The sequence below is a fragment of the Pseudomonas sp. 2822-15 genome, from assembly GCF_002742515.1.
GTDB classification, from domain to species: Bacteria; Pseudomonadota; Gammaproteobacteria; order Pseudomonadales; family Pseudomonadaceae; genus Aquipseudomonas; species Aquipseudomonas salomonii.
In genome coordinates, this window is record NZ_LJRY01000156.1 from 64,314 (window position 1) to 84,350 (window position 20,037).

General features: G+C 61.6%; 23 protein-coding genes. 11 read left to right on the forward strand and 12 right to left on the reverse strand.

Annotated features, from left to right (window positions below):
- Positions 1-3 precede the first annotated feature (3 nt).
- Together AOA59_RS01885 and AOA59_RS01890 are read left to right on the forward strand one after the other, a co-directional pair.
- Positions 4-2,046 (forward strand): S9 family peptidase, encoded by a 2,043-nt coding sequence (locus tag AOA59_RS01885; protein WP_099485659.1) that lies wholly within the window; start codon positions 4-6, stop codon positions 2,044-2,046.
- A gap of 70 nt (positions 2,047-2,116) precedes the next feature.
- Positions 2,117-2,590 carry a cyclic nucleotide-binding domain-containing protein gene (locus tag AOA59_RS01890; protein WP_065929158.1) on the forward strand — a complete coding sequence of 158 codons (474 nt, stop codon included), beginning with the start codon at positions 2,117-2,119 and terminating at the stop codon, positions 2,588-2,590.
- Here AOA59_RS01890 and AOA59_RS01895 read toward each other — a convergent pair.
- Positions 2,587-2,871: a hypothetical protein gene (locus AOA59_RS01895; RefSeq protein WP_065929157.1), complete on the reverse strand. Its 285-nt coding sequence runs from the start codon at positions 2,869-2,871 to the stop codon at positions 2,587-2,589. The two genes, AOA59_RS01890 and AOA59_RS01895, sit on opposite strands and share 4 nt — an antisense overlap.
- A gap of 78 nt (positions 2,872-2,949) precedes the next feature.
- Between AOA59_RS01895 and AOA59_RS01900 the strand changes: the two genes are divergently transcribed.
- Positions 2,950-3,636 (forward strand): spermidine synthase, encoded by a 687-nt coding sequence (locus AOA59_RS01900; protein WP_065929156.1) that lies wholly within the window; start codon positions 2,950-2,952, stop codon positions 3,634-3,636.
- Between the two features lie 156 nt (positions 3,637-3,792).
- Here AOA59_RS01900 and AOA59_RS01905 read toward each other — a convergent pair whose 3' ends face one another.
- Complete coding sequence (locus AOA59_RS01905) at positions 3,793-4,713, reverse strand: ParB/Srx family N-terminal domain-containing protein (protein ID WP_099485661.1); 921 nt, start codon at positions 4,711-4,713, stop codon at positions 3,793-3,795.
- Positions 4,714-4,864: 151 nt separating this feature from the next.
- On the opposite strand from AOA59_RS01905, the gene AOA59_RS01910 reads away from it, so the two are divergent.
- The 3 genes from AOA59_RS01910 to AOA59_RS01920 all read left to right on the forward strand — a co-directional run bounded on the left by AOA59_RS01910 (position 4,865) and on the right by AOA59_RS01920 (position 6,278).
- Positions 4,865-5,239 (forward strand): YajD family HNH nuclease, encoded by a 375-nt coding sequence (locus tag AOA59_RS01910; protein ID WP_003210675.1) that lies wholly within the window; start codon positions 4,865-4,867, stop codon positions 5,237-5,239.
- A 162-nt stretch (positions 5,240-5,401) separates the two neighbouring features.
- A complete protein-coding gene (locus tag AOA59_RS01915) occupies positions 5,402-5,869 on the forward strand; it encodes an RNA methyltransferase (protein WP_003189607.1) in 468 nt (155 codons plus the stop codon).
- A gap of 67 nt (positions 5,870-5,936) precedes the next feature.
- The gene (locus AOA59_RS01920; protein WP_099485662.1) at positions 5,937-6,278 is read left to right on the forward strand and encodes a DUF2892 domain-containing protein; all 342 of its coding nucleotides are present in this window, start codon (positions 5,937-5,939) and stop codon (positions 6,276-6,278) included.
- A gap of 135 nt (positions 6,279-6,413) precedes the next feature.
- Here AOA59_RS01920 and AOA59_RS01925 read toward each other — a convergent pair whose 3' ends face one another.
- Positions 6,414-7,634, reverse strand: coding sequence for a hypothetical protein (locus AOA59_RS01925; protein ID WP_099485664.1), 1,221 nt, complete (start codon positions 7,632-7,634; stop codon positions 6,414-6,416).
- Positions 7,635-7,649: 15 nt separating this feature from the next.
- Positions 7,650-8,099 carry a YcgN family cysteine cluster protein gene (locus tag AOA59_RS01930; protein WP_099485666.1) on the reverse strand — a complete coding sequence of 150 codons (450 nt, stop codon included), beginning with the start codon at positions 8,097-8,099 and terminating at the stop codon, positions 7,650-7,652.
- Positions 8,100-8,252: 153 nt separating this feature from the next.
- On the opposite strand from AOA59_RS01930, the gene AOA59_RS01935 reads away from it, so the two are divergent.
- Positions 8,253-8,837 (forward strand): nitroreductase family protein, encoded by a 585-nt coding sequence (locus tag AOA59_RS01935; protein WP_056857314.1) that lies wholly within the window; start codon positions 8,253-8,255, stop codon positions 8,835-8,837.
- A gap of 139 nt (positions 8,838-8,976) precedes the next feature.
- Here AOA59_RS01935 and AOA59_RS01940 read toward each other — a convergent pair whose 3' ends face one another.
- The 5 genes from AOA59_RS01940 to AOA59_RS01960 form a co-directional block, all read right to left on the reverse strand.
- Positions 8,977-9,909 carry a D-2-hydroxyacid dehydrogenase gene (locus AOA59_RS01940; protein WP_056857315.1) on the reverse strand — a complete coding sequence of 311 codons (933 nt, stop codon included), beginning with the start codon at positions 9,907-9,909 and terminating at the stop codon, positions 8,977-8,979.
- A 108-nt stretch (positions 9,910-10,017) separates the two neighbouring features.
- The gene (locus tag AOA59_RS01945) at positions 10,018-10,311 is read right to left on the reverse strand and encodes a YcgL domain-containing protein (RefSeq protein ID WP_056857316.1); all 294 of its coding nucleotides are present in this window, start codon (positions 10,309-10,311) and stop codon (positions 10,018-10,020) included.
- Positions 10,308-11,441 carry a ribonuclease D gene (rnd, locus tag AOA59_RS01950; RefSeq protein WP_056857317.1) on the reverse strand — a complete coding sequence of 378 codons (1,134 nt, stop codon included), beginning with the start codon at positions 11,439-11,441 and terminating at the stop codon, positions 10,308-10,310. The genes AOA59_RS01945 and rnd overlap by 4 nt, the downstream gene beginning before the upstream one ends.
- 122 nt (positions 11,442-11,563) lie before the next feature.
- Entirely contained in the window at positions 11,564-12,163 is a 600-nt protein-coding gene (locus tag AOA59_RS01955) for a class I SAM-dependent methyltransferase (protein WP_065929151.1), read from the reverse strand.
- A gap of 181 nt (positions 12,164-12,344) precedes the next feature.
- A complete protein-coding gene (locus tag AOA59_RS01960) occupies positions 12,345-13,715 on the reverse strand; it encodes a glutamine synthetase family protein (RefSeq protein WP_099485667.1) in 1,371 nt (456 codons plus the stop codon).
- Positions 13,716-14,071: 356 nt separating this feature from the next.
- Between AOA59_RS01960 and AOA59_RS01965 the strand changes: the two genes are divergently transcribed.
- Together AOA59_RS01965 and AOA59_RS01970 are read left to right on the forward strand one after the other, a co-directional pair.
- Entirely contained in the window at positions 14,072-14,836 is a 765-nt protein-coding gene (locus AOA59_RS01965; RefSeq protein ID WP_099485669.1) for a transporter substrate-binding domain-containing protein, read from the forward strand.
- Positions 14,837-14,886: 50 nt separating this feature from the next.
- Complete coding sequence (locus AOA59_RS01970) at positions 14,887-15,723, forward strand: cache domain-containing protein (protein WP_069788576.1); 837 nt, start codon at positions 14,887-14,889, stop codon at positions 15,721-15,723.
- Between the two features lie 132 nt (positions 15,724-15,855).
- Here AOA59_RS01970 and AOA59_RS01975 read toward each other — a convergent pair whose 3' ends face one another.
- Both AOA59_RS01975 and pobA read right to left on the reverse strand, forming a co-directional pair.
- Positions 15,856-17,382: an MDR family MFS transporter gene (locus tag AOA59_RS01975; RefSeq protein WP_069788575.1), complete on the reverse strand. Its 1,527-nt coding sequence runs from the start codon at positions 17,380-17,382 to the stop codon at positions 15,856-15,858.
- 67 nt (positions 17,383-17,449) lie between these two features.
- The gene (gene pobA, locus AOA59_RS01980; RefSeq protein ID WP_065929146.1) at positions 17,450-18,643 is read right to left on the reverse strand and encodes a 4-hydroxybenzoate 3-monooxygenase; all 1,194 of its coding nucleotides are present in this window, start codon (positions 18,641-18,643) and stop codon (positions 17,450-17,452) included.
- 56 nt (positions 18,644-18,699) lie between these two features.
- Between pobA and AOA59_RS33085 the strand changes: the two genes are divergently transcribed.
- On the forward strand, positions 18,700-18,828 hold the full coding sequence (locus AOA59_RS33085) for a hypothetical protein (RefSeq protein WP_256593020.1): 129 nt from the start codon (positions 18,700-18,702) through the stop codon (positions 18,826-18,828).
- Positions 18,825-19,700 carry a helix-turn-helix domain-containing protein gene (locus AOA59_RS01985; protein WP_065929145.1) on the forward strand — a complete coding sequence of 292 codons (876 nt, stop codon included), beginning with the start codon at positions 18,825-18,827 and terminating at the stop codon, positions 19,698-19,700. Before AOA59_RS33085 ends, AOA59_RS01985 begins: the two co-directional genes overlap by 4 nt.
- 78 nt (positions 19,701-19,778) lie before the next feature.
- On the opposite strand, the gene AOA59_RS32605 is transcribed toward AOA59_RS01985, so the two are convergent.
- Complete coding sequence (locus tag AOA59_RS32605) at positions 19,779-19,955, reverse strand: hypothetical protein (protein ID WP_167353682.1); 177 nt, start codon at positions 19,953-19,955, stop codon at positions 19,779-19,781.
- Between the last annotated feature and the right edge of the window lie 82 nt (positions 19,956-20,037).

Consider the following 20,037-nt stretch of genomic DNA (forward strand, 5'->3'; position numbering starts at 1 on the left):
TCCATGCCTATATTGACCACCCCGATCGCCCGCAAGGCCCAAGGCCCAGACCCGTACGCCTGGTTGCAGGAACGTGACACAGCTGAAGTGCTCGACTACCTCAAAGCCGAAAACGCCTGGCAGGAAGACCAGCTCGCCGACCAGCAAGCCCTGCGCGAAAGCCTGTTCGAAGAGATCAAGGGCCGCATCCTGGAAACCGACCTGTCGTTGCCTTCGCCGTGGGGGCCCTACCTGTATTACACCCGCACCACCGCCGGTGATGAATACGCCCGCCATTACCGCTGCCGTCGCCCGGCGGATGACAGCAACGGGGTGGATGAAAGCAGCGAAGAACTGCTGCTGGACCCGAACGTGCTGGCCAATGGCGGCTTTTTCTCCCTCGGTGCGTTCAGCATCAGCCCCGACCACCAGCGCCTGGCCTACAGCCTCGACACCAGTGGTGAAGAGATTTACACCCTGTACGTGAAGGAATTAGCCACCGGCAAAGTCAGTGAACTGGAGTTTGAAGACTGCGACGGCAGCATGACCTGGGCCAACGACAGCCTGACGCTGTTCTTCGGCGAACTGGACGACACCCACCGCCCGCATAAGCTTTACCGCTACCGCCTGGATGGCACGGCGGCGCAGGAAGTATTCCACGAGCCCGACGGGCGGTTCTTCCTGCATTGCTACCGTTCCAGCTCCGAGCGCCAGTTGCTGCTGGCTCTGGGCAGCAAGACCACCAGCGAAATCTGGGCGTTGGACGCCGACCAGCCACAGCAGGCTTTCACCTGCCTGGCGCCACGGGTCGAAGACCATGAATACGATGTCGACCACGGCATGCTGGATGATAAATGGACCTGGTTTATCCGCAGCAACCGTGACGGTATCAACTATGCGCTGTTCGTCGCCACCGACACCGGCAGTGTGCCGACTGAGGATCAATGGCAGAACCTGATCCCCCACAGCGATGACGTGATGCTCGACGGCGTGACCCTCAATGCCGGCGCCATGACCTTGAGCCTGCGTATCGGCGGCCTGCCGGTGATCGAAGTGCACCCGCAGGGTTCGAGCGCCTATCGCGTGCAATTGCCTGACGCCGCCTACAGCCTTTACGTGCAAAACAGCCTGGAATTTGCCAGCGACAAGATTCGCCTGCGTTATGAAGCCCTGAACCGCCCGGCCCAGGTGCGCCAGCTTGAACTGGCCAGCGGCGCGCAGGTGGTGCTCAAGGAAACCCCCGTTCTCGGCGTGTTCAACGCCGACGACTATGTCAGCCAACGGCTGTGGGCGACGTCTGCCGATGGCACTCGGGTGCCGATCAGCCTGGTGGTCAAGCGTGATCAACTGGGCAAACCCACACCGCTGTACCTCTATGGCTACGGCGCCTACGGTTCAAGCCTCGACCCGTGGTTCTCCCATGCGCGCCTGAGCCTGCTGGAGCGCGGCGTGGCCTTTGCCATCGCGCATGTACGCGGCGGCGGTGAGCTGGGTGAAGCCTGGTATCGCAACGGCAAGCAGGCGCATAAACAGAACACGTTCAGCGACTTTATCGCCTGCGCCGAGCACTTGATCGCCGAAGGGCTGACCAGCTCCAAGCAGTTGGCTATCAGCGGCGGCAGCGCCGGTGGCCTGTTGATCGGCGCGGTGCTCAATCAACGTCCGGAGCTGTTCCAGGCGGCGATTGCCGAAGTGCCGTTCGTCGACGTGCTCAACACCATGCTCGACCCGGAACTGCCGCTGACCATCACCGAGTACGACGAGTGGGGCAACCCGCAAGAGCCTGAGGTGTACGAACGCATCAAGGCCTACGCGCCTTATGAAAATGTCCAGGCCCAGGCTTACCCGCACATGCTGGTGATTGCCGGCTACAACGACAGCCGCGTGCAGTATTGGGAAGCGGCCAAGTGGGTGGCCAAATTGCGCGACACCAAAACCGACCACAACCTGTTGCTGCTCAAGACTGAACTCGGTGCCGGCCATGGCGGGATGAGCGGACGTTACCAGGGATTACGTGACGTAGCGCTCGAATATGGATTTGTCTTCAAGGCCCTGGGCCTCGTTTAAGGAACTTAGTTTGGCGGTCCTGTCTGAACACAAGACCGCCCGACTTGATTGATGGACCAAGATTGCAGCTATGCCACTACCGACTCTGATGAACAACGAAATTCGCGACATGCTCATGGATTGCGGCCTGTTCGACCCGCTGTTGCCGGAAGATTTTCACGTGGCCGCCGGCTACTTCAATATCAGCAGCATTGCCCGCGACGAGGTGATTTTCCTCGAGGGCGATGCCGGCACCTTTATGTGCATCCTGCACAGCGGCCAGGTGGCCGTGCAGAAAACCAATCACAGCGGCCAGCGCCTGACCATCGCCACCCTGCGCAGTGGCCGGGCTTTTGGCGAGATGGCGGTGCTTGACGGCGAGCGCCGCTCCGCCAGTTGCGTGGCCGCCAGTGATTGCGTGCTGTTGAACCTGGGCAAGGATGCGCTGGAAAAAATGCTCAACGAAGCCCCCAGGGTGGCGGCCAAGATCATTCGCGCGATTGCGATTGCCTTGTCCAAGCGCCTGCGCATGGCCGACGGGCAATTACTGTCCCAGCAGTTTTAACCGCCGGGCGTCTTCGGCTTGCTGTCATTTTGCAGCAGGCCGGGCACCGTCTGATCCTTGGGCGGCGTTGGCAACACAATCGGCACCAGCGCCGGTGAACCGTTCGCAGAGGCTTTGGGCGCCACGGGCGGGGTGACTTGCGGGTACAAGGTGGGCGTCGGTGTGCCCGGCGCACCGGGAGTCGGCGCTGGCGCCACCGGCACGGTTTGCGCCTCTTGCGCCTGCGCCGCACCCAATGTGAGCGCGCTCAACGCAATGACCGTTAGAATGCTGCACTTCATCGATGGCTCCATGGCCTGACCGGAATGTCGTAAGGCTACTCCCAACCGCGCAAGAATGCCCTTCCCAATGAGATTTCCATGAAACGTTTCGTTCTGCTCGACACCACCCCTATCCCCGACAACGGCGGTGCCTTGTGCCTGTTCGAATACGGCGAGGATTTTGTCATCAAGATCCAGGGCGGTGACGGCGGCCAGTTGATGAACACGCGCATGCATGGCTCCGAAGACGCGCTGGCGGAAATTCCGTGCCGTAAAGTCGCCGGCCGGCCGGGTTCGCGGGTATTGATCGGCGGCCTGGGCATGGGCTTTACCCTGGCCTCGGCACTCAAGCATTTGGGCAAAAGCGCCGAAGTGGTGGTGGCGGAATTGGTGCCCGGCGTCGTGGAATGGAACCGTGGCCCGCTGGGGGAAAAATCCGGCCGTCCGCTGCTGGACCCCCGCACGGTGATCCGCATGGAAGACGTGGCCAAGGTGCTGCAGGCCGAGCCCCAGGGCTTTGACGCGATCATGCTGGATGTGGACAACGGCCCCGAAGGTCTGACGCAAAAGGCCAACAGCTGGCTGTATTCGGCCGGTGGCCTGGCCGCGTGTGCCAAGGCGCTGCGGCCCAAAGGCGTGCTGGCGGTATGGTCAGCCAGCGCCGACAAGCTGTTCAGCGACAAACTGCGCAAGGCCGGGTTCAAGGCCGAGGAAGTGCAAGTGTTTGCCCATGGCAACAAGGGCACCCGGCATACCATCTGGATTGCCGAGAAGCTCAAGGGCTGAGGCCCGCTGACACAAAAAAAACCTGTAGGAGCTGGTTTGTGTGGGAGCTGGCTTGCCTGCGATAGCATCACCGCGGTCTACCTGAATCACCGAGGTGCCGGCATCGCAGGCAAGCCAGCTCCCACACAAACCAGCTCCCACATTTTTGGTTCTGCGTCAGTTTCGGGATTTGCGGTAGTCGATCACATACGGCACTTTTTTCTCGAAGGTCTTGTCCAGCTCGCCCTGGTCCAGCTGGGTCATACCGCCCAGTTGCCTGGCGGTGAAACCGCTGCTGCCCACCTGTGAACCCGGCGCCAGGCTGACCATGCGCTTGGCGACCGCTTCAATCGCATCCTTGTAGCCGCCCTTCTTGTTCAGGTTGTACGCCTTCAAATCAATCTGCGTACGCAGCCAGTTGCCCCAGTAGAACTCCAGGAATTCCGGCGCAATCGCGCCATCGTCCGGCTTGCCGTAGGCGGCCTTGCGGGTGAAATACACCAGGCTGCGAAAGGTGTCGTCCTGCAGGTTCTTGAAGCCCAGGTGCGCAGGCAGTTGCTGCGGCGGCAGGGTCTGGCCCTGATTGTCCTTGAGCCAGACCTTGCGGGCCGCCTCCATACGCTGCCAGAAGGTATTCATGTCGGCGCTGTTGCTGAAGTCATCGGTCACCTTGACCCACATTTTCAACTGCGGGCCGCCGCCGGGCACTTCCCACAAGGTGGTGAAGCTGTGGTGACCGTCGGTCAGGTACAACTGGCCGCCGGGGCCGACCACCACGGTCTTCATGTCATCGGGATGGGTGCCCACCGGGTCCTTGCAGGTGAAGCTGTCGGGTTGGTGCAGGTCGGCTTTTTTCGGCACGTTGTCGGCGGCGCCCTGGCCGTTGGTTTCGCAGTATTCGTCGAACACTTTGGCCGGTTTGTCGGCGAACAGCCCCAGGCTGTAGTAGATCTGGTCAAAGCCCACCACGGCCTGCGTCGGGTGCAGTTGCTCAAGGGCCACTTCGATTACCTGGCCGGGCTTGGGTGTGGAGAACGCCTGGGCTTGAGCGGCCAGCACGCTGAGCAGCAGGGCTGCGGTCCATGTGTACACACGCATAGGTTTCAGATCCTTGTGAAGTGAATGTGCCGATACTACAAACCTTCGCCCAAGCCCGGCTGTACAGCGGCTGAAAAAGCCAGCGGTCATTTGCCGCGCGAGCGGCTAGAATCAACCCTATCCGTGAACCCCCAAATAGCCAGGAGCCATGATGAGCTCGACCAACCCGCCCTCCCACACCGCCAAGCTGGACCGCATCCTCGCCGATGCCCAGCGCGACCGGGAAATGGGCTACCGCGACAAAGCCTTGAAGATGTACCCGCACGTGTGCGGCCGCTGCGCCCGTGAGTTTGCCGGCAAACGCTTGAGCGAACTGACCGTACACCATCGCAACCACAATCATGATGACAACCCCCAGGACGGCTCCAACTGGGAATTGCTGTGCCTGTACTGCCACGACAACGAACACTCGCGCTACACCGACCAGCAGTACTTCGGCGAAGGCTCCACCAGCAGCCCGACCATTGCCAAGGCCACGCACAACCCGTTTGCGGCGTTGGCGGGGTTGATGAAGAAGGACGACTGAAGCCCTTCTTTGTCTGTGCGGGCCTCATCGCAGGCAAGCCAGCTCCCACAGGGGAATGCACTCCAAGTGTGGGAGACGGGCTTGCCCGCGATAGCGATCGCCCAAGCAACACATGCCGCCAAGGTCGTATAATCGCGGTTTTCCTCCAAGGCACCCTTCCCCGTGGGCAATAAACGCTACAGCTGCATCGGTCTGTACAACCCCAAATCCCCCGAAAACGTCGGCTCGGTGATGCGCGCCGCCGGCTGCTACGGCGTGGCCTCGGTGTTTTACACCGGCGTGCGTTACGAGCGCGCCCGGGACTTCATCACCGACACCAAGAAGGTCCACCACGACATTCCGTTGATCGGCATCGATGACCTGAAAAAGATCCTGCCGCTGGGCTGCATCCCGGTCGCCGTGGAGCTGGTGGAAGGCGCCCGCCCGCTGCCCGAGTACACGCACCCCGACCGCGCGCTGTACATCTTCGGCCCCGAAGACGGCTCGCTGGACAAAGAGATCCGCGATTGGTGTGAAGACGTGGTGTACATCCCGACCACCGGCTGCATGAACCTGGCCGCCACCGTCAATGTGGTGCTCTACGACCGTCTGGCCAAAGGCAACAATACCCGCTCGGGACCCAAGTACTGATATTTCGGGAACATCCGACGCCTGCAAACAGTCAGCTACTTACACTTGCCTTTGTTGGAGACACACCATGAGCGACAGCAAAACCCTGCGACCTGTCATCGAACACCTGCAACCAGCCGCCAAAAGCGCGCAAAACGTGCACGGGTCGGAACGCATTCTTTCGGTGGCCGGCGGTGTGATGATGGTCGGCAAAGGCCTGCGCCGTGGCGGCATCTTCGGGCTGATCCAGGTGGCGATTGGTGGCGTGGCGCTGGTGCGCGGCGTGACCGGGCACAGCTCGCTCAAGGACAAGCTGGAGCAAGGCCGTCAGGAAATGAACAGCGTGCGTACCAAGATCGAACGCGCGGGCGAAGAGTTGAAGAACTTGAAGACCAAGGCTGAAGTGGCGGCGGAGAAAGCCACTAAATAGCCCGGCCAACCCCAATCAACTGTGGGAACTGGCTTGTGTGGGAGCTGGCTTGCCTGCGATGCCGGCACCTCGGTGTTTCAGGTAGACCGAGGTGATGCAATTGCAGGCAAGCCAGCTCCCACAGTTGTTTTGTGGTCAACGCAATAATTTGTTGTCCAGCACCACCGACGACTCGCCGATCACACTTTCGGCCAACTGCACAAACTCCGCCGTATTCACACTGTTCGCCCGCATCACCGCCTGCGCCAGATCATCCAGCGAGCGCTTGTTGTGGGTCTTGACGCGGATCTCGCGGTCCAGCTCCTGCAACACCAGCACCGCCTGCGCCACGGTCGCACCGTTGACGTGATCGCCGCGCAGGCTGGTCACGCCCTTGCCTTCCTTGGCCAACCGCGTCTGTATCGCCGCATAGCGCTCATCGGTAATGCCGCCGGCACGCCGCAGCAGTTCAATGGCGTAATACTCGCCCAACCCTTCGCTGATCCAGTCACTGGTATCGTGGTCGTTAAAACGGCCAATGGCTTGCACCACTTCGCGCAACAATGGGCTGCTGCCGTTTTCGCTGATCAGCGGCGTGCGGCTGTTGAGGTAAATCGAATCGCGCGCCGAGAAAGCGCCACGGCGCATCGGGTCGCTGGCGCCGACGATCAACAGCTTGGCCGGATGGCGCGGCAGTGCGGCTTCCACTTGCGGCCACACGAACGTCAGCAGCGTCAGCACATCCATGCGGCGCATGGCCTGGCCCTTAGGCGAGGCCACGCTGACGTCGGTGTCACCCAGGCGCACGCGACGGCTGCCGAGGTTACCCGCGAGCATCCAGCCGGTAGGCCGGTCGAACAGGCGGGACACATTGTCGATACGAAATTTATGCTTGCCGATACGCGGCCAGGCGGTTTCGACGCTTTGCCAGCCGGCCGGCAACTCGAACATCAGCCGCGACACCAGCTCAATGCCGTCCTGTTGGTCCAGTCGCGCAGCCGGCACCAGGTCTTCGCCGCGAAACAGCGCCCAGCTCGGCGTCATCCGCGCCTCATACACGCCCGGCTTGCGCGCATGGGTGAGGCGCACGCGGTAAGTCAGGCTGGCCTTGTCGGCGCTGGGTTGCCACAGGCCACGGCTGCCGGTGACCTGCCATTGGCCGTCGGCCTTGAAGTCGCTGTAGTCGCCGTCACGGCCCAGGTCGAAGTTCAGGCTGCGCACGGCCGAGCCCTGGGACAGGCTCACGCGCACCTCGGCCTGATCACTCTGGGGCAGCAGTTTGACGTGATAATCCAGGTCGACTTTCTTCGCGCACCACGCAGGCAGGCTCAGTGTCAGCAGCACCAAGGATGCCGCCAGCCGGGTTGCCACCCTCATACACACTCCTTTTTTTCAGCCTGCGCGGAAGATCAGGTAATCCTCCCAGTCATCTTCGGGCACGCTGCCTTCGGCAAGCATGCGACCGGACTGGGAAATGCGTTCATGGTGCACGGCATCGCGGTCGCCACACACCAGGTGGTGCCACAGCGGCAGGTCCTTGCGTTCGCTGACCAGGCGGTAGCCGCAGGTCGGCGGCAGCCATTTGAACTGGTCGGCCTGGCCCGGCGTGAGCTGGATGCAATCGGGCACCGAGGCGCGGCGGTTGGCGTAGTCGCTGCACTGGCAGGTGTTGAGGTCGAGCAGTTTGCAGGCGATGCGCGTGTAATAGACGCTGTTGTCGTCTTCATCCTCAAGCTTTTGCAGGCAGCACAGACCACAGCCGTCGCACAACGACTCCCACTCCTCCTGGTCGAGGTGTTCAAGGGTTTTGCGTATCCAGAAAGGTTCGACTTTGGCGGCCATGGCTCTACATCAGTATCGGTAGGTGAAAAGGCCGCCAGTCTAGTGCCCAAGGCGCCTGGGGCCAAGCGCTTACGACTGGCGGTGCAACAACACTTGTCAGCCCAGTGGGCGCGCAGTAGCTTTGAAGGCCGAATTGACGATCAGGAACTGCCCATGACACGCGTTGCCGATTACCCGATCCACACCCAATTCACCGAGCGCTGGTCGCCCCGCGCCTTTACCGGCGAAAGCATCCCGCAAGAGACGCTGCTGAGTTTCTTCGAAGCCGCCCGCTGGGCGCCATCGGCTTACAACTCGCAGCCATGGCGCTTTCTCTATGCGCGCCGCGACACGCCAAACTGGGAGCGTTTCCTGGGTTTGCTCAATGAGTTCAACCGTGGTTGGGCGCAACACGCGTCAGCCCTGGTGATCATCGCCTCGAAAACCGACTTCATCGCCCCCGGCGCCACTGAAGAAACCCCGGCGCTGTGGCACACCTTCGACACAGGCTCAGCCTGGGGCCACCTGGCGCTGCAAGCCAGCCTCAGCGGCTGGCACACTCACGGCATGGCCGGTTTCGATCAGGAGCTGACCCGCAAGGAGCTGAAGATTCCTGAAGGTTATGCGCTGCATGCAGCCGTAGCGGTGGGCAAGCTGGGGGACAAGTCGAGCTTGCCGGAGTACCTGCAAGGTCGTGAAGCGCCGAGCCCGCGTCGGCCGCTGAGCGAGCTGGTGTCGGAAGGTGACTTCAGCCTGTAAGCCGCACACAGAACCCAATGTGTGAGTTGGCTTTTGTGGGAGCTGGCTTGCCTGCGATGCGGGCACCTCGGTGATTCAGGTAGACCGAGGTGATGCTATCGCAGGCAAGCCAGCTCCCACATAAGCCCGGCTCACACGTTTAATAGCCGCGTTCGAAGCTGACTTCCCCGCGCAACGCGTCCTTGGCCTGATAAGCCCGCAGATTCTGCACAAACAACTCCACCATCATCCCCGGCGACGTCGGCGCGGAACTGTGCCCGGTCAGCAGCAAGCCCCAGGCGGTCCAGAACGGGTGGCGTTGCGGCAAAGGCTCCTGACGGCACACGTCGATCACCGCACCGGCCAAGTGCCCTTCTTTGAGTGCCTCGACCAAGTCGGCATCGACCACCGCCACGCCGCGCCCGACGTTGATAAACAACCCGGTCGGCTTGAATTGCTTGAACAGCGCCGCATCGTACAAATCATGGGTGTCAGGCGTGTTCGGCAACAGGTTGATCACGTAGTCCACCTCGCCCACCAGCCGGCTCAGTTGGTCCAGGCCGGCCACTTCGATAAACGGTGCCTGCTCCCGCGCGCTGCTGGCGATCCCGTAGAGCTTGACGCCAAACGGCAGCAAAAAATCAGCCACGCTCTGGCCGATATCGCCGGTGCCAACCACCAGCACCTTGCGCCCCGCCAGGCTCTGGCCCATGCGGTTGTCCCACTTGCGCTCGACCTGGCTGACCAGCCGCGCCAGCACTTCGCGCTCATGCCCGAGCATATAGGTGAGCACGAACTCGGCCATGACCTGGCCAAAGATGCCGACCGCGCGGGTCAGGCGGTAGTCGCGCGGCAAGCCGTCGGCCAGCAGTGGCGTAATACCCGCCCAGGTCGATTGCAGCCATTGCGGCTTATGGCCCTGACGCAGCAGGGTGGCGAGCAGGTCAGGCTGGCCCAGCCAAACCGGGCAATCGGCGGCCAGGCGCGACAATTGGGCGGAGTCGCCGCTGGTCAACACCTCAACGTCCGGGGCCGCTTCGCTCAGCAATTGGGCGTAGAGCGGGTGATCCTGTTCAGCAATCAGAACACGCATGGTTCAAACCTTTCAAAAACAGTGCAGACGGCCGCCCGCTTCCTTACGGCCACCGCCAATCGAATACGAGTCCATAAAAGAATGTGCCCTGAACAGGGCACTGAACGGTTACATCGGGTCGTTGCGGCGCAGCAGCTCTTCGGGCAAGTGTTCGATGTACTCGTCCTCGGCCGGCGGCATTTGCAGGTGGTAGCCCTGTTTGTCGAGGTTTTCCAGGACCACGGTGATGTCCTCGCGCGACAGCTTGCGTTCGGGCGTCAGTATCATCTCGAACGCAAGATGAGCCTTGCCGAAGGCGGCCATCAACGGCTCCGGCACGCGCTCCAGCGCATCGCTTTTGAGCACGTAGAGGTACATCCCGTCTTTTTTCAAGCTGCGATAGATGGAGCAAATACGTTTCAAGGCTGTTCTCCGGCAGTGGCCAGGCTGTCGAGCAGCGCCTGGCCCATCAACTCGCGGCGCCAGCCACGCAGCGAGTCTGGCAATGTATAAGGCCCATCGGGGTAGCCACTTTTAACCAGGGCTTCGAGGGTTTTCTTGCGCAGCATCAGTTCCGGCGCCATCTCCAGGCGCTCGGCCTCGGCCTGGCCCAGGGCGCGCAGTTGCTTGATCAGCGCAGCGGCATCCACCGGCAACGGTTCGGCCACGGCGGGCGGCCACTGGTCCATCGACACGCTGGCGGCGCGTTTGATCAGGTCCAGCAGGAACTGGCCATCCTGACGCACGGTGCGCGGGTGCATGTCTTCGATCTTGCCCAACGCGGCGAGGTTATCCGGCTGAGACTTGGCCAGGGGCCACAACGAGTGCTCACGAATGATGCGGTTGCGCGGCAGGTCTCGGGCACGGGCCTGCTGTTCGCGCCAGGCGCACAGTTCGCGCAATACCGCGAGCTGGGCACGCGAGAGTTTCCACGCCAGCTTGGCGTCGCGGTACACCTCATACGGGTCGACTTCGCGGCGCAGGTTGGCCACCAGTTCGGCGCCGTCTTCCAGTACCCAGGCGTATTTGTCATCCGACAGCTGCGGGCGCAAGCGCACATAGACCTCGGCCAGGTGCACCGCGTCTTCGGCGGCATAACTCACCTGCGTCTCGGACAATGGTCGCTGCAGCCAATCCGAGCGGGTTTCGCCCTTGGGCAGTTCGATATCCAGCACGGCCTGCACCAGGCGCGAGTAGCCCATGGAGAAACCGAGGTTCAGGTAAGCCGCCGCCAATTGAGTGTCGAACAACGGCACCGGCAGGCTGCCGGTCAGACGCAGCAGCACTTCCAGGTCTTCGCTGCAGGCATGCACCACCTTGATCACCGCCGGGTTCTCCAGCAAGGCGGCCAAGGGTTGCCAGTTATCGATGGTCAGGGGGTCGATCAGGTAAGCGCGAACGCCATCACCGATCTGGATCAGCCCGGCAATGGGATAAAAGGTGTCGACCCGCATGAATTCGGTATCGAGGGCGACGAATGGCAACTGCTGCCATTCGGCGCAATGCTGGCCGAGGCTATCGTTGTCGCAGATCCAGTGAATATCGATGGCCACACGGCTCTCCCTTGAAGAATGGCGCGCAGTATATATCGCGAAAGGGGCTTGCGAGCATCCGCAGTGCACACACCTTCATGAAAACTCTGACAAGAGATGGAGAATAGTCCGACAGGCGGGAGTTAACCCCTCTTACGCAAAACATAGACACGCCACAACTTGGAGCCCGGCAGGAACTCCTGGTGATGAAGGACTTTGAACCCGGCCTGGCGGAATTCGTCCTCCACCGGCGTGCGCGAGTTCACCGAGACAATCACCGTGTCGCGGCTGACACGGTGGAATTCGCGCAACAGCGCTATTCGCACGTCACTGCCGGGCACATGACGAAACAGTTCCAGACAGAAAATACAGTCCACCGCGTTGGCCGACAGGCCGATGGAAAACGCCGAGCCCTGGAACGTCTTGACCCGTTTGAGCAGCGCCGCCGGGTGATGGGTGCGCGCGTGGTCGAGCATGGCCTGGGAATTGTCCGAGGCCAGAATCACCCGGTTGACGTGTTCGGCCAACACCGGCCAGAACCGGCCCGAGCCACACGCCAAGTCCAGGATCAACCCAGGCTCGCCGGCCACTTTCAATGCCTGGCGCACCAACCGTTCATCACGCCAGGCCGCCAGACGCTTAAGCAGCGCGGGTGGACGCGTGTCGCCGCAGACCTGGGCATGCTCGCGGTCACAGCGTTCGGCGAATTCAATCTCGATAGAGGATGGAGGTTGTGGCGACATTGCGGGCTCATGTGAGTGGAACGGTGGTGAACGACCTTGAACCGCAGCTTAACCACTGCAACGTGAAAAAAAGGTTGAAACCGTGACGGCTATAAAACACCGGCGATCGACTGTGGGAGCTGGCTTGCCAGCTCCCACAGAAAAGCAGCGCTTCGGTGTATCCAAATCTGCTGCCCGCGGATCACGCCTGATGCAGATACCAGCGCCAATCCTGCTCGCCCACCTCCCCCATGAACTGGCGATATTCCTCACGTTTCACCGCCAAATAGACGCCGAGGAATTCACTGCCAAACGCCTCCCGTGCCCAGCTTGAACCCTCCAGCGCACGCAAGGTGGTCAGCCAGTCGGTGGGCAGCAATGCATTGGCCTGGGCGTACCCGCTGCCTTCCACCGGCGCACCGGGGTCGCGCTGTTCGCGAATGCCTCGGTGAATACCCGCCAGGATGGCAGCAGCGGCCAGGTATGGGTTGGCGTCGGCCCCGCAAATCCGGTGTTCGATATGCCGCGAATGAGCCGGCCCGCCCGGTACGCGCAGGCTGACGGTGCGGTTATCCACGCCCCAGGTGGCCGCCAGCGGCGCATAGCTGTTGGTCTGGAAACGCCGGTAGGAGTTGGCATTCGGGCAAAACATCAGCAGCGAATCGAGCAAAGTGCTGAGCATGCCGCCCACCGCCTGGCGCAGCAGCGGCGTGCCATCGGCGGCCTCACTGGCAAACAGGTTATTGCCCTGGGCATCCGCCAGGCTCACATGCATGTGCATGCCGGTGCCCGCCAGGTCATCGAATGGCTTGGCCATAAAGCAGGCGGTCATCCCGTGCTTATGCGCCACGCCCTTGACCAGGCGCTTGTAGCGCACCGCTTCGTCCATGGCTTGCAGGGCATCGGCGCGATGTTCCAGGGTGATTTCCACCTGGCCCGGCGCGTATTCGGAAATCGCCGTGCGCGCCGGAATGCCTTGCAGCTTGCAAGCGCTGTAGAGGTCGGCCAGGAACGGCTCGATCTGCTCCAGTTCACGCAGGCCGTACACTTGGGTGGAGCGTGGGCGATTGCCGTCAACATCCCGTGCCGGTTGCGGTCGGCCGTTGCTGTCGGGTTTCTGGTCGAGCAGGTAAAACTCCAACTCCGCCGCCATCACCGGGTAGTAACCGTCGGCCTTGAGCCCGTCGATCACCTTGGCCAACACATGCCGAGGGTCTGCCACGCTGGCCGGCAAGCCTTCAGTGGGGTGCATGCTGACTTGCACGGCGGCGGTCGGGATCAGGCGCCACGGCATGCGCTGCAAGCTGCCGCTGACCGGGTAGGCGCGGCAGTCGATATCGCCGACTTCCCACACCAGCCCGGAGTTTTCCACGTCGTCGCCGTTAATCGTCAGGCCCAGGATGGTGCTGGGCAACGGGCGGCCACTTTCATACACCGCCAGCAGCTCATCGCGGTGCAGCAACTTGCCGCGGGGTACGCCGTTGTTGTCGAGGATAAACAGCTCGAACATTTCGATGTCCGGGTGCTGTTCAAGAAAAGACCGGGCTTCTTGCAGGCTGGCAAAAACACTCATGGGAACTCTCATACGTTTGCGTCAGGCAGGCGCACAGGCGCCGCCGGGCAGATGCGCACAGGTGTGCGTCATCCATGGGGCAGTCAACGCAAGAGAACGGTATCCGGTGGGCGCGCGTGTCGGCAGTGGAACAAGGCCCAGAAGGCCAGCGCGGACGGCAGTGTCGCGAGGTGAGTGTCGGGAGAGCCGTCCATGCAAGATTCGCAGTGAGGTAGATGCCCGGCAGCGTCACACGCGTGCAAAGGTTGTTCAATTGCGGGTTGACGGAGTTTGGTTGCGGCCTGGCTAAACAATTGCCATCCCCGCGTATAGCTGGAAATAATGGCGACCCGAGCATGCCCCAAGGATTCGACCGCATGAAAGCTCCCATGGCCTTCTGTTTACTGGCAAGCGTGGCCACCCACGCCCTGGCCGATTCACGCCTGGACGAGGTGCTGCAAACCGGCACCCTCAGCGTCTGCACCACCGGCGACTACAAGCCCTACACGTCGTTGCGTGCCGATGGGCGCTACGAAGGCATTGATATCGCCATGGCCGAGTCCCTGGCCAAGAGCCTCAACGCCACCATCCAGTGGGTGCCCACCACCTGGAAAACCCTGATGCCGGACTTCCTCGCCCAACGCTGCGATATTGCGGTGGGCGGTATTTCGGTGTCGTTGGAACGTCAGAAAAAAGCCTTCTTCAGCCAGCCTCTTGGAGTAGACGGCAAGATCCCGCTGGTGCGTTGCGCCGATGTCCAGCGCTACCAGAGCGTCGAGCAGATCAACCAGCCGCAGGTACGCGTGATCGAGCCGGCGGGCGGCACCAACGAGGTGTTTGCCCGCGCCCACCTGGCCAAGGCGCAAATCCGCCTGCACGACAACGTGACGATTTTCGACGAACTGCTGGCGGGCAAGGCCGACGTGATGATCACCGACGCGAGCGAAGCGCGCTTCCAGCAAAAACAGAAGCCTGGGCTGTGTGCGGTCAACCCCGAGCGGCAGATGCAATACAGTGAAAAAGCCTTTTTGCTGCCCCGCGATGATGTGGCGTGGAAAAGCTATGTCGACCAGTGGCTGCACCTGAGCATGGCCACTGGGGTATATGACGGCATCGTCAATCAATGGCTGGCGGCGCCCTGAGCCGGAGCCGTCTACGCTGTGGTCACATCAACAATAATGAGGGATGGATAATGAAGGGACTCTTGCGACTCACCTGGCTGCTGCTGCTGGGTTTCAGTCAGGTGCACGCGGCCACCCAGGAAGAGGACGCCCAGGCCGCCAAGGCGTTGCTGGAAAAGGCCGTCACCTACTTTCAAAGCAACGGCGACAAGGCGTTCGCCGCGTTCAGCCGCCAAGGTGAGTTTATCGACCACGACCGCTACGTGTTCGTGGTTGATACCAAGGGAGTGCTCTTGGCCAGCGGCGGGCCCTCCTCGGCCTTGATCGGCCGCGATGTGTCCGAAGTGCTCGGGCCAGACCTGCAAGCCTCATTTAAACAGGCGCTGGCCGTGCCCGAAGGCCAGGGCATCCAACAGGCCGACTATCGCTGGCAGAACTGGAACGACGGCAAGGTTGAGCACAAGCATGTGTTTTATCAGCGCGTGGGCGAGCGCATCCTGGCGGTGGGTTACTACCTGCCACGGGCCACGCCGGAACAAGCCCGGGCGTTACGCAACAAGGCAGTGAATGCGTTGAACAAGGACGAAGCCGGCACGCTCAAGGCGATCAATTCATTGCAGGGCGGCTTTCTGCAGGATGATCTGTATGTGTTTGTGGTCGACCTGAACACCGGGCGCTATGTGGCGCACGGCACCAACCTGCGACTGATCAATACCGATTTTCGCAAGATCAAGGACCCGGATGGCAAGCCGGTGGGTGAGCCGATTCTTAAGCTGATGGCCGAACAGGATCAGGGGGAATACAAGTACCGCTGGAAGAACCCGGTGACCGACAAGGTTGAGAACAAGCATGCGTACGTGCGCAAGGCCGGGCATTTCATGGTGGCGGTTGGGTACTACAGCCCCTGAGTTGAATTGGAACACAATCCATTGTGGGAGCGGGCTTGCTCGCGAATGCGGCGTGTCAGTCAAAGATGCTTCAACTGAATCACCGCATTCGCGAGCAAGCCCGCTCCCACATTTGGATTTCTGTTATGTCAGTTATTTCGCTTTGTCTTCACGACCACGCAGCACACGATTGGGCATCGCAATTGCCGCCGCCAACCCCAGCAACGACACCGCCGCACTCACCATCAGCAAATGCCGGAATGTCACCGCCAGTTCCCCGCGCAAGGCATCCTGTGCAGGCCCAGGTGCGGCGTTGAGGCCGTCGAGCAACACGTTGCCGGAACTGCCTTCAGCCCCCAGCGCGCCGCTGGCCAAATGCGCGAAGCTGGAATCCTGCAACAACGCCAGCAGCAGCGCCGACATGCACGCCACACCCACCGCCCCGCCCAACGAACGGAACAGGTTAGTGGTGCTGGTGGCCACGCCAATGTCGCGCTGTTCCACCGAGTTCTGCGTGCCCACCAGGGACGTCGGAAACTGCATCCCCGCCGCAATCCCGCACAGCAGCATAAACACCGCCGTTAAGGCCACGGCCTGCGGCGCGCTGTAGGCCATACCGAGAATCGCCAGCGGGCTCAAGCATGCGCCGGTCAGAATCATCGGTTTATAACGCCCGGTCACCGAGGTCATGCGTCCGGCGAAATAGGCACCCATCGGCAAGCCCATGGCCAACGGCAGTAAATGCAAGGCGGCGCTGTCTGCCCCCGAGCCGGTCACCGTCTGATAACGCAGCGGCATCAACACCGTCAGGGAAATCGCCTGGAAACTGGTGAAAAAAATCGTGCACCAGCACAGCACCGCGCTGCGGTTGGCAAACAGGTGCATCGGCAACAACGGCTCGCGCGCCCGACGTTCGTGCCACACGAACGCCGTCAAGGCCACCAGCGCGCAGGCCAGCAGCCCCAGCACTTGCTCGTCACGCCAATGATGGCCCTGGCCGATTTCGGTGATGCCCAACAACAAGGCGGTCAGGCCGATGATCATCAGCACCGTGCCGAGGTAATCGATGATCGGCTTGCGCTGCGGCACCGGCAGGCCCACCAGTGTGCGGTGCGCCACATACCAGGCGCCGGCGCCCAGCGGCAGGTTGATCAAAAACACCCAGCGCCACGACAGGTATTCGGTCATGTACCCGCCCAGCACCGGCCCCGCCACACTGGCCACCGCGTACATGCTGCTGAAATAGCCCTGGTAACGCCCACGCTCGCGGGGCGGGATGATGTCGCCGATGATCGCCTGGCTGACCGAGATCATGCCGCCGGCGCCGATGCCCTGGAGAATCCGCGCCAGCACCAACTGCTCCATGCTTTGCGCCATGCCGCAGAACAGCGAGGCCAGGGTGAACACACCCATGCCGATCAACATCATCGGCCGACGCCCATACAAGTCGCCCAGCTTACCGTAGATCGGCACGGCCACGGTCATCGCCACCATGTAGCCGGAGATCACCCAGGCCAGCAGGTTTACATCATGAAACTGCGCGGAAATCGCCGGCATCGACACCGCGACAATGGTCTGGTCCAGAGCGCCCAGAAAAATTGCCAGCATCAAAGCGGCGAGCACACTGCGAACGGCGGGAGCGGGTTGAGTAGGCTGAGCGGGTGGGTTGAGGCGAGTCACGGCAGAACCTTCGAGCAAGGCCCGCAGGCAAGGAAGGGCCTGCGGGAATGCCGGATACGATAGCAGGCTACTCGATAGCTTCGTAAGGAAGCCCGACGTAATTTTCTGCGATGGTCTGGCGCCCCGCCTGTGAGTGGATGAAATACTCCAGCTCGCTCTGCGCAATGCGCTGGCTGAAGCCGTCGGCTTGCGGGAACTGGTGCAACATCGAGGTCATCCACCAGGAAAACCGCTCGGCTTTCCACACCCGGCGCAGGCAGATGGCCGAATATTTTTCCAGCAGGTCCACGCGGCCCTCGCGGTACACCTTGAGCATGATGCGAAACAGCGTGCTCACATCACTGGCCGCCAGGTTCAAGCCTTTGGCACCGGTGGGCGGCACGATATGCGCGGCGTCGCCGAGCAGGAACAGGCGCCCGTACTGCATCGGCTCCACTACGAAGCTGCGCAGCGGCGCGATGCTTTTCTCGATCGACGGCCCGGTCACCAGTTGCTCGGCCAACCGGCTGGGCAGGCGGGTTTTGAGCTCGGCCCAGAAACGCTCATCCGACCAATCATCCAGCGGCTCATCGACCGGCACCTGCAGGTAATAACGGCTGCGCGTCGGCGAGCGCATGCTGCATAACGCAAAGCCACGCGGATGTTTGGCATACACCAGTTCATCATGCACCGGCGGCGTATCGGCGAGGATGCCCAGCCAGCCGAACGGATAGACGCGTTCGAACACCTGCAACGCCTCAGCCGGAATCGCCTGGCGCGCCACCCCGTGGAAACCGTCGCACCCGGCGATGTAGTCGCAGTCCAGGCGAAAGGTCTCGCCGGCATGTTCGAAGGTGAGCCAGGGCCGATCAGTTTTAAGGTCATGGGGCTGCACGTCGCGTGCTTCGTACAACGTGACGGCGCCGGCAGCCTCGCGGGCGGCCATCAAGTCGCGGGTGACCTCGGTCTGGCCGTAGATCATCACCGACTGGCCGCCGGTCAAGCCCTTGAGGTCGATATGGGTCAGTTGGCCATTAAGCGCCAACTCAAAGCCGTCATGCACCAGGCCTTCGGCGTCCATGCGTCGGCTCACGCCCGCCTCGCGCAGCAGGTCGACCATGCCTTGCTCCAGCACCCCGGCGCGGATGCGGCCTTGCACGTAATCGGCGCTCTGGCGCTCTAGAATCAGGGTCTGGATACCGGCGTTGTGCAGCAGTTGACCGAGCAGCAATCCGGAGGGACCGGCGCCAATAATGGCGACTTGGGTTTTTAGCGTTTTCATTATTTTTATGGCCCGCAAGCTTCACCCGAACGGATAGGGTGAAAGAGTTGTCATTCATGTTGTTGCTGATCATTTTTCACTTGAGTGGCCGCCATAAGAAGGTGAAAACTGAGACAAAGCCTGCGCTTTTTGCCAATTGGGGCGATTACCGCACCACTATCCTGAGTATCGGATTTAAACCATGACCAAAACTGCCAGTACCGCGATTCCGGTCTTCAAGCTTTACGGAGAAAGCCAGCAATGGCCGACCCCGGATTTGTTGCACTGCGAAACCATTTCCCGACGGAGCCGGGAATACCAGTGGGAAATCCAACCCCACCGGCACGCGGATCTGTGCCAGTTGCTGTACGTACACAGGGGCCAGGCGCAACTGGAAATTGAAGGCCAGCGCACCACACTCAGCGAAGCCACCTTGCAGGTGTTGCCGCCTTTGTGTGTGCACGGGTTTCGGTTTTCTGAAGATGTGGAAGGTTTTATCGTGACGCTGGCCGCGCCGCTGGTCAGCCATTTGCAGACCCAGCTGGGCGCAACGGTGGACGGTTTGCAAGCCCTGGGCAACTACCCGGCCGGCAAGGACAGCGACTATCTCAACAGCCTGTTCGCGCGCCTGCAGGACGAGTACGCCGATGAACAACCGGCCCGCGACATGATGATGCACGCCCTGGTCAGCGTGCTGCTGGTGTGGATCAGCCGCCAGGCGATCCAGCGCCGCCATCCGCGCGCGCCGCGCGGGCGTGAATATTTCCGGCGCTTCACGCAGTTGGTCGAGCAACATTACCGCGAGCACCCGAAGATTGAAGACCTGGCCCACAAGCTGGGTATCTCGGTCTCACACCTGAACGGCACGTGTCGGGAACTGGGTGGGCAGCCTGCCTTGCAGATCATGCATGACCGCCAGTTGCTGGAGGCCAAGCGCCTGCTGACCTATACCAGCATGACCATCAATGAGATGTCGGAGGTGTTGGGGTTTTCCGACCCGACCAACTTCTCCCGGCTGTTCCGCCGGCGGGTGGGGTTTTCGCCCAAGGCGTTTCGCGAGCAGTTGAAGGCCGATTGATGCGGGACGCGGAGCGTCCTGGGCTGCATTCCCACGCGGAGCGTGGGAACGATCATCCCACGGGGAGCGTGGGAACGATCATCTGAGCGCGCTGAAACTGCCGGTACGCGGCACACACAGATCCTGGTGGCAGCTGATCGCGAAGGTCGGCTGCATGCGGGTCTGTTCAACCCGGTAGGCAGCCGTGCCGTACAGCGCGGTGGCCAACGCGGACAGGATGAAAATCATCAGGTACTTTCTAATTTTTAGGGTCATGGCACACCTCTGAATAGATCGACTCGGTGCTGTTTAAAGCATAGGTCAGTCAGGGCGAGTTGCCATTATTGGGCGTCATTCA

Coding starts and splice junctions, on each gene's coding strand:
- AOA59_RS32605 (WP_167353682.1), bottom strand. CDS start 19,955: ATGACCCTAAAAATTAGAAAGTACCTGATGATTTTCATCCTGTCCGCG.
- AOA59_RS01960 (WP_099485667.1), bottom strand. CDS start 13,715: ATGAGTGTTTTTGCCAGCCTGCAAGAAGCCCGGTCTTTTCTTGAACAG.
- AOA59_RS01895 (WP_065929157.1), bottom strand. CDS start 2,871: ATGAAGTGCAGCATTCTAACGGTCATTGCGTTGAGCGCGCTCACATTG.
- AOA59_RS01890 (WP_065929158.1), top strand. CDS start 2,117: ATGCCACTACCGACTCTGATGAACAACGAAATTCGCGACATGCTCATG.
- AOA59_RS01900 (WP_065929156.1), top strand. CDS start 2,950: ATGAAACGTTTCGTTCTGCTCGACACCACCCCTATCCCCGACAACGGC.
- AOA59_RS01920 (WP_099485662.1), top strand. CDS start 5,937: ATGAGCGACAGCAAAACCCTGCGACCTGTCATCGAACACCTGCAACCA.
- AOA59_RS01955 (WP_065929151.1), bottom strand. CDS start 12,163: ATGTCGCCACAACCTCCATCCTCTATCGAGATTGAATTCGCCGAACGC.
- AOA59_RS01940 (WP_056857315.1), bottom strand. CDS start 9,909: ATGCGTGTTCTGATTGCTGAACAGGATCACCCGCTCTACGCCCAATTG.
- AOA59_RS01965 (WP_099485669.1), top strand. CDS start 14,072: ATGAAAGCTCCCATGGCCTTCTGTTTACTGGCAAGCGTGGCCACCCAC.
- AOA59_RS01935 (WP_056857314.1), top strand. CDS start 8,253: ATGACACGCGTTGCCGATTACCCGATCCACACCCAATTCACCGAGCGC.
- AOA59_RS01970 (WP_069788576.1), top strand. CDS start 14,887: ATGAAGGGACTCTTGCGACTCACCTGGCTGCTGCTGCTGGGTTTCAGT.
- AOA59_RS01885 (WP_099485659.1), top strand. CDS start 4: ATGCCTATATTGACCACCCCGATCGCCCGCAAGGCCCAAGGCCCAGAC.
- AOA59_RS01910 (WP_003210675.1), top strand. CDS start 4,865: ATGAGCTCGACCAACCCGCCCTCCCACACCGCCAAGCTGGACCGCATC.
- AOA59_RS33085 (WP_256593020.1), top strand. CDS start 18,700: ATGTTGTTGCTGATCATTTTTCACTTGAGTGGCCGCCATAAGAAGGTG.
- AOA59_RS01985 (WP_065929145.1), top strand. CDS start 18,825: ATGACCAAAACTGCCAGTACCGCGATTCCGGTCTTCAAGCTTTACGGA.
- pobA (WP_065929146.1), bottom strand. CDS start 18,643: ATGAAAACGCTAAAAACCCAAGTCGCCATTATTGGCGCCGGTCCCTCC.
- AOA59_RS01925 (WP_099485664.1), bottom strand. CDS start 7,634: ATGAGGGTGGCAACCCGGCTGGCGGCATCCTTGGTGCTGCTGACACTG.
- AOA59_RS01905 (WP_099485661.1), bottom strand. CDS start 4,713: ATGCGTGTGTACACATGGACCGCAGCCCTGCTGCTCAGCGTGCTGGCC.
- AOA59_RS01930 (WP_099485666.1), bottom strand. CDS start 8,099: ATGGCCGCCAAAGTCGAACCTTTCTGGATACGCAAAACCCTTGAACAC.